The sequence below is a fragment of the Hymenobacter sp. IS2118 genome (assembly GCF_000715495.1).
Lineage (GTDB): Bacteria > Bacteroidota > Bacteroidia > Cytophagales > Hymenobacteraceae > Hymenobacter.
Window position 1 is genome coordinate 1 of the sequence record NZ_JNLX01000194.1, and the last position, 10,163, is coordinate 10,163.

The following is a 10,163-nucleotide window of genomic DNA, read 5'->3' on the forward strand; positions in this document are numbered from 1 at the left end:
TGAAGCCGCCCCAGCGGGCATCGTCTATGCGCAGGCCGACGGGGCGATGCTGCTCACCGACGAGGGGTACAAGGAAGCCAAGTTGGGCCGCATTTTTGCCGCGACGGCCTTGCAAACGAGCGTGGTCGAGGAGCGCGGCGGGCACATTGCCGCGTCGATTTTTGTGGGCCATCTGGGGACGGCAGCCGCGTTTGGGGACAAATTTGCGGCGCAACTCGCCCCCTACAAAGACCAGGGGCGCGACCTGGTTTTTATCAGCGACGGGGCCATTTGGCTGCGCCAGTTCATCGAAAAAACCTGTCCCCGGGCCACGCTGATTTTGGACTTCTACCATGCCATGGAACACATTGGCCAGGCCGGCAAGGCGTGTTGGGGGAGCGGAAAAGCGGCTTCCGGCTGGTTTAAAGAACAACGCAAGCTACTGCTGGACAGTAAATTAGACCATGTCTTAGCCCATCTAAAGCAGCTCGCCATCGCCCCGGCCCTGTGCGAATCGGTCTGTGCTTACCTCGAAGCCAACCGCGACCGGATGGATTACAAAGCCTACCGCAAACGCGGCTTGTTGATTGGCTCGGGTGCCATTGAGGCCGCCCACCGCACGGTGATGCAACGCCGCATGAAGCGGGCGGGCCAACGCTGGGGCAAAAACGGCGCCCAACGCGTCTTGACCCTGCGCGTCTGCGCCATGAGTAACCGATGGCAACTGGTGCGACAGCAAATTGAACCCTTCAATCCCGCAAGAGAGGCCTAGCGACAATTTGAATTGCACCCTAATACCTTGTCAAACAATAAAATACCTGACATGGTGGCGTGAGGCGATAGTGTAAACGTTCGTTATCGCTACCCCCTTTTGATTGCGTTAAGGAGCGTGTAAGACTATTGGGTTTTCGATGCTCTTACGCCGGTTTTGCACCTTATCACGAGCGACAGGGCCATTCGGCCACGGACTCGGAGGTTTTCCCCTATTTGTTTAACAACACCCAATAGTCTCCAATCGAATCTAAAAATGCGGATTAACTTTGGGTATTATTAAACAGATAGGGCAAAACCTTCGAGTCGGAAGTTTTGCCCTATCTGTTTAATAACACCCAATTAAGACCAGAGGTTGGTTCATGATATCAGTAATTCAATAATCCGTATTTCAAGATGCAGTATATTGCCCGTACCCCGTCACGCCAGCCTATTTTTTTGCCTTCAGCGTAAGTGCGGCCGTAGTAGCTGATGCCTACTTCGTAGATGCGCACATCCTTCACGCGCGCTACTTTGGCCGTGACTTCGGGCTCAAAGCCGAAGCGCTTTTCTTCAAGGTGTAGGCCCTGAATAATATCGCGCCGAAACAGCTTATAACAGGTCTCCATATCGGTTAGGTTTAAATCTGTCACCATGTTCGAGAGGAACGTGAGGAAGTTGTTGCCGATGCTGTGCCAGAAAAATAGGATGCGGTGGGGGTTGCCGCCCATGAACCGGGACCCGAAAACCACATCGGCAAATCCTTTCAATACTGGCTTTATCAGCAGGTTATACTCTTCGGGGTCATATTCCAGGTCGGCGTCCTGAATGATGACGTAGTCGCCGGTGGCCTCGCGAATTCCTGTGTGCAACGCAGCTCCCTTCCCTTGGTTCATCGTGTGTCGGAGCAGGCGCAACCCCATCGCCGGGTATTGTTGGGCGTACGCCTCTACCCGCTCCGCCGAGTGGTCCGTTGAACAGTCGTCAACGACAATGATTTCCTTGCCGATACCGTCAATTAAGTGTACCGTGCGCAGTAAGTCCAAAATTTGGTGGATGGAACGGTGCTCGTTGTACATGGGCACCACAATGGACAGAGTTTTGAACTTAACCAAGATAGGAGGAATGAAATGTTGGTGGACAAAGTACGTCATAATACTGCCCATTCATGCGCCTGGGGCGGTTATTTAAGGCAGTGAGTAGTATCCGTACGCTAGGTTACGAGCCCGCTGCCTCGCGCCGTTTTGGGAGCTGCCTGCCGGTTGTAATTACTTTTACACTAAACTGCTATGGGCTCCTTTCGTGTCCTACACATGGGTCATGTGCATTCAGAAGACCGGGTGCGGGTCCACATTATTTCTTTCTGCCCATTTTGACAGTTCATCTCTCTAAAGGCTTCTTATCCAAACCGGGTATTCGTTTTTTTTGGCTACTTCTATGCACCGTATTTGGAAGTTGTTCGGCTTACGTCGGTATGGTGCTACAAGGGGTCACGTATGCGGACGTAGTGGCGCTGAGCCGCATCCCATTCCACCAAGATGGATATTATTACCTGCCCGTGCGGTTGTCGGCGTCGGCGTTTACAGATGCCCAAGGGTGGATTTGCATCCTTGCCGTAGCCTTGCTGTTGCTGGCTCTGCTGGGGGTGATTTCGTCCCCTGGGCGGAGGGAGGTACGCGCATTGGTCGCTGAAGCGAAAGCTTCGGGCGCACGGCTGTGCCACGGCATGCGGCAATTATCACCCCGCCAACGCCAGGTGGCAGGGCTGGCGCTGGGCCTGCTCACCGTAAGTCGGCTCTATTTCAGTGTCGTCTATCCATATCAAACGGACGAAGTAGCCTCTTACGACTTTTTCATTAGCCGGGGCTTATTGGCTGTCAGTAGCTTCTATCCGATTCCAAATAACCACATACTCAACAGTACGCTTAGTTGGGTCTTTTATGGGCTCAATACGAGCCCGTGGTTTGTCTTGCGGCTACCAGTCCTGTTCACAGCCACGGCGGGGACGGTTCTCCTGTTTGTTGGCGTGCTGCGGCTTACTTCGTTTGGAACGGCCATGGTGATGTTTGTCATTTTTGGCTGGATGCAGGAAAGCCTATATTATGCCACGGCTGGCCGAGGGTACTGGCTATTAATATTGGGGGGCGGACTGAGCTTTCTGGCGGTAACCGCCTTGCTCGATTCCACACGGCCTGCACGGCTCGGGTGGGTGCTACTGTTGCTCAGCGGTGTGCTGGGATGTTACACCATGCCACCGTTTGTTTATGTCGTGGCGTCTGCAACAGGGTGCTTGGGGTGGTGCTTTTTGCGTCGCCGCGCCTGGGCAGACATGTCCCGTACCATAGCTGTAGGCAGTGGCATTGCCGTAAGCGCCGCGATTCTCTATACCCCCATCTTGCTGGTTTCAGGCTGGCAATCCTTGTTCGCCAACCGCTACGTAGTTGCGACTTCGTGGTCGGAAGTGGTATGGAACTTGCCAAAATTTATTTGGTCCACCGAAGGACGGTTGCTCGGTCACCGGGGTATTGGGGCCCTGTTGCTGGTGCTTGCTCTGGCACTGGTTACCCATTTCTGGAAACCATATCGCTCCGCCCCGCCGATTTCGTCCCACCCGCCCGCCGGGCAGGAGTTAGTTGGTCCGATAATGTGGTTTTTGTGGTTGCCTTACGCCATGATGCTAGTGCAGAGCGTGATTCCCCCATACCGTGTGCTGGTATATAAAGGGCTATTCGGAGCCCTTCTGTGGGGCTTACTTGCCGAACGTTGGGCACAGCGCTCACAAAATCGCCGCCAGTTCTGGCTGGTGGCGGTCTTACTAGTCAGTTTCGCCGGCTATCAGTGTTTTGTGTTGGCGCGCAGCGTCGAGAAAGCAAAGTTCCAAGACAAAAGCCGCCTTGCGGCATTTGCTTGGCTTGCCCGTCAGCCCCCTGGACGGGTACTAGTGGGCAAGGGAGAAATGGGGCTGTACTTGCTTTTCTTTGCGCATCAACAGGTTCCGCGTCGGTCCTGGCAATTTGATTCAACCCCACAGTCCGGTGTCCGCTACCGCTACGTGATACTCTCCCACGAGTATCAGGAGTCTTGGTACCCAGTGCTGCTGACAAAACCAGCTTATGAAGATGAAAACTTGATGATTTATAATATAAATATATAAATAAAAATATTATTGCACTTTATTTCGCTTAAAAGTATTGCTTGCGAGTATGGCGCTCGCACTTCAAAACACAAAATTTATAGTATTATATATTAATTAATAAGTGCCTCAAATATTGTTCCAGCACCTTATCGACTTGTTACGAACCATTGGAACGGAGAATGCCTAACTGATTTTGTCCGAATGTTTTGGGCACTAAAAAACCCTGCCGAATCTACGACAGGGTTTTTAATGGCGTATTTCAATTTACTCTTTTATGAGTTTTTGACGGTATTCATGTTGACCGTCCGTAGCGGTTACGATGTATATCCCTGGCGTTAGTTTGCTGACGTCCAACTGGCTATTTCCATTATAGCGTACTACTTGGCTAGTTGCACCACGCATATCCGTAACAGTTACTGTTTTGGGCTGTGTAGCGTTAGGAAGAGAGATGGTTAGCATATCGCTAACCGGATTGGGGTAAATGGAGAGTGCTGCATTATGACCGGACTTATTCGCTAAGACCGAGCCTGCCCCTCGGTAATTACCTTCAAGGGTAATATTCCATACTTGGTTGGTCTGTGCGATTGGTCGGCCAATTTGCAACCTTCCGGCATATCTTTTATCAGTACCCAAGTACAGTTGTACTACGAGACCTCCAGATGGCTGATTTGCAATGTAATATGGACCCGTATAACCATAAACAGGTGGATTGGCATTATTAACCCGCCTTACATACCATTTCTGGGCTTGTACTCCCGCATAGAATCCTTGCTGAAGAAAGGCACCTTCAGTTGTATTTTGTTGGCCTTCTATAGTCAAACTCAATCCTGACAGGCGATTTACAAGTCTATAGGGCCCAATTACCGTGCTATTTGCGTCTACTGGTACCAACGACCATTCTTGAGTAGTCGCAGTAGTTACGTCACCAAGTACGATATAGGCACCGGCACTTCCACTCTGTGCGTCCACCTGCATCGCCTTATTAGGTGAAAATTGGGGAGTAATTTTATAAGCCCCAACGAAAGCGCTACCATAAACGGGCGCGTTAGTAGAGGTGGTTACATCCCAAGTTTGTATGGGTGTAGTAGGAAAAGTAGGGTTAAACTGTTCCAATATAGCCCCTGTTGCAGTGCTGCCGTTCTTGATTTGCAGTACTAATTGACCTGCGGTTACAATTCGGTAGCCAGTACCGCCTATTGGTTCAAATCGAAACTGTTGGTTCAGATTATTAGCGTCAAACTCGCCTTGGCTGACGTTTGTACTGGCAGAATTGTTCTGCATCTGCCAATACAATCGGTTGTTTCTGTTTTGCACGCGGTACAAGTCAGACGTCCCCGGTACCAGTAGCATTTGCCATTCCTGGTTTGCTGTGCCAGCAAAAGTCTGTTGAGTAATTGGGGTTAGAGTAGAGTTGAGCCCGGTTGGATTGCTCGTCAAATTTGCTATCTCAAGAGCTTTACTGGTAGCCCTATTAACTATTTTGACATATTGGGCTTGACTAACAAGTGGCATCAGCAAGATTGTTAGCAAGAGAATGAGGGGGTATTTATGCTTCATTTTGTGGGTAGGGTTGTTGAGTTTGTGTATAAAATGAGCGAAATATAAGGAGTATTTCCAAAATTGTGAAGCAGGAAGGCGGCGACGGGGCCGACGCGGGGAAGTAATCATGCTTAGAGGGCCGTAAAGACGGAGCCAACTTGGAGAAGTGCCATAATTTCCGGCCCTAGGCAAGCAGGTGCAAATCGGCACTTATTCCGAGGTTAGGAATATAAGAGTTTTTATGTTAAGTGGCTTTTCCAAGGAACCAACGGGGAAAATTGCCTTTCCCCACTGCCCCCTAAATCCTATTCGACTGCCTTAGTAAGCTTAGTAGGTCCGCTTAGGATTGTGCGTTGAATAGCGGGCCATTTCCAGTCTTTTTAAGACCCAAAATGGTAAGCAGGAGGCCCGACAGCGAATGAGTCTTAGTGTGTTTGCCTGTTTTTAGGTCGTGGGCGAACTTGTTGCAGGCCGCGACGTGGGCCGCGTTGCCCAGGATTTGCGCCACCAGAGTAGGCGTGATGATGCTCAACTGCGCGAGTAGCCGGCCAGCGTTCTCGACCTGATGCGGAGCTAGGCCAGCCGGAGCAGTATCCCCAGGCACTAGGTCGAACGGGATAGTATCGGCTAGGGCTTGCGGCTTGACCGTGAAAACGATGTTTTTGAAGCTTCGGCCTACTTTTTCGAGCTGATAACTGATATGCAGTTCGGTATGCTCATTGATTTGCTTTACAGCCGGGTCTAGGACAAATGAGCGAAGCTGACCAAACTGCTTCATCTTCTCATTGCCTTTGTCGTCAATCAGGCCAAGCGTCTTTTTAAGGTCCTGAACGTCATACTTTTTGGTTTCGCCTAGGTCTTTCCATTGGCTGCAAAGCTGATATATGCGCTTGGCGTACTTGCTGCTAAGACGGAGCGCCGCTGCCAAGCCGTAGCTGGTAAAATTGTCTTTCAGGTGGAACAGATGTGGTAAAATGTCCTCTGAAAGCTTTATTTCAGTAATTCCAGTCCCTGTTAGGTACTCAATTCTCTGAAACATAGACAATTGCTTAACACTTTTTTCAGTTGTTATTGTAAATACCCGCGACATCATGCCCTCCGTGGCAAGTAACAAATAGGGTAAATGATATTGTTTGCCAGTTAACGCGGACAATTCTTTGATATTCAACTGGTAAACTAGTGACTCTTGTGTCTTTCGTAGCTTGGAGAGCATGAAGAAAAACAAGTCAAGTTGTAACTCGCTATATTCAAAACGGGCATTGGTCAGAGCATTGCTTTGACGTACTTCCAACAAGGGGTTAGGAGGGTTATTCATAGTGCAATTACACCAAAAAACAGAAAAAAAAATACTACTGTTACGTAAGTATGTTTTCTCAGTGATTAAAACTGTTTTTTAAAAGCCGTCTCAGTGATTAAAACTGTTTTCTCAGTGATTAAAACTGTTTTCTCAGTGATTAAAACTGTTTTCTCAGTGATTAAAACTGTTTTCTGGCCTTTTCTAATACTTTATAATAACTTGGTTTTTTGATAGTTATCGGCGCTACTGTTGAGCCCTACAAATAGAACAAATAAAAAAAATATCACAAATTGTGTTTCGCGCGAGAAAAAAAGGCTTTTAGGGACTGTTCGGGGGTACAGCGGCGCGAACAAAACAAAAACAGCAAAAGTACTAGAAGCCAGTAACTTGCGCGCATTTTGTAAAGTATATATTATTAATAATTAACAGATTATAAAATTAATTGTCGGGCTTATGTACTGCTATGGGCCAGGGAGTGCGCGAGTATGCTTGCGGCGGGTAGGGCTGTTAATTTCGGGCAATGGCTGACCATACTTTCCGCTTAAAGAATACCCCGCTCGGCACCGTCTTGGTCAAATTCTACCGGGTAGTACCTTACACACCCGAGGGATTCCAGCGCCGAGTAATCACGGACTTCTGGGAGATGACGGAACCGGGCAAGAAAAAAGAACCGTGGGGAACCGCCCGCTACCAAGGACCACTGGAGTATAACCCGGTGCTTCCTGAAGCGGTCGCAGCTCTGGCCAAGAAGTGTCCCGAGTGCAACTGTGTCCGCATTGAATAAGGGGCAGCAGGGGGGCAGTGGGGAGGGAGCGAGCTGGCCAGGGGTTGAGATAAGGTGCAGGGCAGGATGTCAGGCAAAAAGGGAGCTGGCCGTATTGCGCGGGCGGGTGTGGTTCGTACCTTAGAGGCGCGGTTCGGGGTCGTTCTGGTGTTAAGCAAGAAGTGTTTTTGCGTTGCAAAAACCCCGGTCGGCCGCTGGCCTCCCTCTTCTCGCCCCTGCCGGGGGGCCTAATTCTAACCATCCTTTTGCCATGTCCACTGCTCCTCCTAGCCCCGACCCCGAGAAGAAAAATAAGCGCGGCCCCGGCCGGCCGAAAGCGGAATCGCCGCATGATGCAACCATCCAACTGCGGCTCTCGGGCAAACAGCTGGCGGAATTGGAGAAGCAGGCACAGCGCACCAAAATGACCCGGTCGGCTGTCATCCGGGCGGCGCTCGACGGAGTGCAGGTGCTCCAGGCTGCGCCGGACGAGGCGCTGCTGGAGGAGCGGCGGCAGCAGTACCGGCACCTGGTGAAGCTGGCCACCAACCTGAACCAGCTCGTGGTGCTGGCCCGGACCGCGCCGGTGGTCGAACTGCGGGCGCGGGCGACGATAGACCAGGTGCAGCAGGTGCTGGCCAAAATTCACCAAAGCCTGCCCGGGACATGATAGGGAAAGTCAAAATTGGCAAGAGCTTCGCCGGCATCTGCCGCTACGTGCTGCAAGAGGACAAGCAGGCCCAGGTGCTCGACGCGGAAGGGGTGCGCACGGATAGCGCAGCCTACATGGCGCAGGATTTCGAGTTTCAGCAGTCCCAGCGCCCTGGCCTGGGTAATGCCGTGCTGCACGTCGCGCTGGCCTTGCCGGCCGAGGACGCGGCCGGTCGCAGCCGCGAGGAAGTGGCGGAGTTGCTGCGCCAGGTCGGCCGCGCCTACCTGGAGAAAATGGCCCAGGAGAATGGGCAATGGGCCAATACCCAATGGTCGCTGACCGGACATTTTGACAAGGGCCACCCCCACGCGCACTTGGTGGTCAATAGAGTAGACAACGACGGCAAAACGATTCCCGACAACTTCATCGGCCAGGAGAGCCGGCGCGTGTGCAAGGAGATTGAAGCAGAAATGGGGCTGACCGTAGCCGAGCAGCGCGGCCGGGCGCAAGTCCGCGAGGTGGAGCCAACCCACCGCCAGGCCACAGCGAAAACGCCGAGCGCTCAGCGGGATGCGGACTGGCAGCGGGCGCGCCACGAGGTCGGCAACGCGTTGAAGCACACGGCCCCTTATTCGGGCAATTGGGACGCGTTGCAGGCGAAGCTGACCCGCCACGGCGTGCAGGTGACCCCCAGCACCCACCAGAAAAAGGACGGGCCGCAGGTGTACGGGGTGGTGTTCGAGAAGGACGGGCACCGCTTCAAGGGCAGCGAGGTGGCCAAAGAATACAGCGCCAGTAAGTTGCAGCAGACGTTTGCCCAGTACCAGGCGCAGGTCCCGGTGCTCGCGCAGGGCGCGAACCAGGCCGCAGAAGCCTACGAAGCGGGGCGAGCGAAGCGCCAGTTGGAGGCGGCGGAACAGTTGAACCGCCAGTTTCAGGAGCAAGCCCGCCAAGCCCAGGCGCGGGACCAGGCCCGCAGGGACCAGGAGCAGGCGCAAGCCCGCAAGGCGCAAGAGCAGGCCCGCCAAGTGACGAAAGCACCGCAGCGGCCGCAACTCCCCGACCGCTCCCGCGACGGGGGCATGGAAATGTAATCCCCCTTTCTTTTTACTCTTTCTGCTATCCCATGAATCCTGAAATAGACCTGTACGGTGTCATCGGCGAAATCCGCGACGCGGTTGATGCCTTGCTCAAACGAGGTAAGCCGGCCAGCGTGGCGGACTTGCAGGCGCTGGTGGACAAGGTGGAAGCCAAAAGCCAACCGATTTATAAGTTGCCGGCGAAGGAGGTCGCCGCGCTCCTCGTACCGGAGCTGCTGCCCCTGCTGCCCACGTCCGCCGCGCTGACCCAGGCTGGGAAGGATGCGGCGGCGCGCATGGAGGCTGCCATCAAGGGGGGGACGGCCGTCAGTGTGCAGCAGGTGGTGACTGATATGAAGCACTTGGTCGATGCGGTGCAGGAAGCGACGCGCCAGACGAAGGCGCTCCTCACCGAGCACCAGGCGGCCGCGGCCTCCTACCCTCGTTCCGTCCCGGTGAGTTTTACGGACGGCTGGCGCTGGCCGGTAGGCCTAGTTGGTGCCGGCGTGGTGCTCACGCTGCTGTTTTCGTGGGCGGGTGGGGCCTTCCGAGGGGTTGAGCAGGCGAAATATGACCAGTTGCTGCGCACGGCGACGGCCATCCAGGATGAGCGCAATCTCTACCGGGACCAGATTAAGTACTTCCGCCAGGACATGAGTAAGGGCAAGGATGCGCGAGCGACCACGAAGCTGGTGAAGCAATACTTTCCCCCATTGGGGCAGACACCCTAGCCGCCAAATAGTGGGTGTTGTTAAACAAATAGGGTAAAACCTCCGACTCAGGGACGCCGGTGCATATTTTTCAAGCATAATACCTGGGTGCAATTCAAATTGTCGCGGCGTATTGGTAACTTGTGTCATGCCTACCTCCCCCACCACCGCCATGAGCAAAGCCGAATATCTCGCCTTGGCCGAGCAAAAATACAACGATTTGCAGGCCCTCGGGACCGCGCCGACTTTCTACGATTA

8 protein-coding genes and 1 pseudogene are annotated in these 10,163 nt (G+C 53.1%); 6 read left to right on the forward strand and 3 right to left on the reverse strand.

The features are described 5' to 3' along the window. Window positions 1–751 (forward strand): annotated as a pseudogene (locus GM79_RS25660) (ISLre2 family transposase); the annotation flags it as partial. Window positions 752–1,118: 367 nt separating this feature from the next. Here GM79_RS25660 and GM79_RS21735 read toward each other — a convergent pair. Continuing rightward, entirely contained in the window at window positions 1,119–1,844 is a 726-nt protein-coding gene (locus tag GM79_RS21735) for a glycosyltransferase (RefSeq protein ID WP_035568011.1), read from the reverse strand. Window positions 1,845–2,101: 257 nt separating this feature from the next. On the opposite strand from GM79_RS21735, the gene GM79_RS21740 reads away from it, so the two are divergent. Further along, window positions 2,102–3,883 carry a hypothetical protein gene (locus tag GM79_RS21740; RefSeq protein ID WP_152560138.1) on the forward strand — a complete coding sequence of 594 codons (1,782 nt, stop codon included), beginning with the start codon at window positions 2,102–2,104 and terminating at the stop codon, window positions 3,881–3,883. Window positions 3,884–4,129: 246 nt separating this feature from the next. Here the strand turns inward: GM79_RS21740 and GM79_RS23990 are convergent, their stop codons facing one another. Both GM79_RS23990 and GM79_RS21745 read right to left on the reverse strand, forming a co-directional pair. Further along, the gene (locus GM79_RS23990) at window positions 4,130–5,422 is read right to left on the reverse strand and encodes an RICIN domain-containing protein (RefSeq protein ID WP_072008701.1); all 1,293 of its coding nucleotides are present in this window, start codon (window positions 5,420–5,422) and stop codon (window positions 4,130–4,132) included. 322 nt (window positions 5,423–5,744) lie between these two features. Then, on the reverse strand, window positions 5,745–6,719 hold the full coding sequence (locus GM79_RS21745; protein WP_035568013.1) for a replication initiation protein: 975 nt from the start codon (window positions 6,717–6,719) through the stop codon (window positions 5,745–5,747). Between the two features lie 502 nt (window positions 6,720–7,221). On the opposite strand from GM79_RS21745, the gene GM79_RS21750 reads away from it, so the two are divergent. From GM79_RS21750 to GM79_RS21765, 4 genes are all read left to right on the forward strand, one after another. Further along, window positions 7,222–7,485: a hypothetical protein gene (locus GM79_RS21750; protein WP_035568014.1), complete on the forward strand. Its 264-nt coding sequence runs from the start codon at window positions 7,222–7,224 to the stop codon at window positions 7,483–7,485. Window positions 7,486–7,735: 250 nt separating this feature from the next. Continuing rightward, window positions 7,736–8,134 (forward strand): plasmid mobilization protein, encoded by a 399-nt coding sequence (locus tag GM79_RS21755; RefSeq protein ID WP_035568015.1) that lies wholly within the window; start codon window positions 7,736–7,738, stop codon window positions 8,132–8,134. Then, window positions 8,131–9,210 carry a relaxase/mobilization nuclease domain-containing protein gene (locus GM79_RS21760; protein WP_035568016.1) on the forward strand — a complete coding sequence of 360 codons (1,080 nt, stop codon included), beginning with the start codon at window positions 8,131–8,133 and terminating at the stop codon, window positions 9,208–9,210. The genes GM79_RS21755 and GM79_RS21760 overlap by 4 nt, the downstream gene beginning before the upstream one ends. Before the next feature lie 32 nt (window positions 9,211–9,242). Beyond that, entirely contained in the window at window positions 9,243–9,926 is a 684-nt protein-coding gene (locus GM79_RS21765; RefSeq protein WP_035568017.1) for a hypothetical protein, read from the forward strand. The last annotated feature ends 237 nt before the right edge of the window (window positions 9,927–10,163 follow it).

What these genes read in the sequence shown, in the direction of transcription:
- GM79_RS21765 (WP_035568017.1), top strand. Translation starts at nt 9,243, where the DNA reads ATGAATCCTGAAATAGACCTGTACGGTGTCATCGGCGAAATCCGCGAC.
- GM79_RS23990 (WP_072008701.1), bottom strand. Translation starts at nt 5,422, where the DNA reads ATGAAGCATAAATACCCCCTCATTCTCTTGCTAACAATCTTGCTGATG.
- GM79_RS21745 (WP_035568013.1), bottom strand. Translation starts at nt 6,719, where the DNA reads ATGAATAACCCTCCTAACCCCTTGTTGGAAGTACGTCAAAGCAATGCT.
- GM79_RS21755 (WP_035568015.1), top strand. Translation starts at nt 7,736, where the DNA reads ATGTCCACTGCTCCTCCTAGCCCCGACCCCGAGAAGAAAAATAAGCGC.
- GM79_RS21750 (WP_035568014.1), top strand. Translation starts at nt 7,222, where the DNA reads ATGGCTGACCATACTTTCCGCTTAAAGAATACCCCGCTCGGCACCGTC.
- GM79_RS21760 (WP_035568016.1), top strand. Translation starts at nt 8,131, where the DNA reads ATGATAGGGAAAGTCAAAATTGGCAAGAGCTTCGCCGGCATCTGCCGC.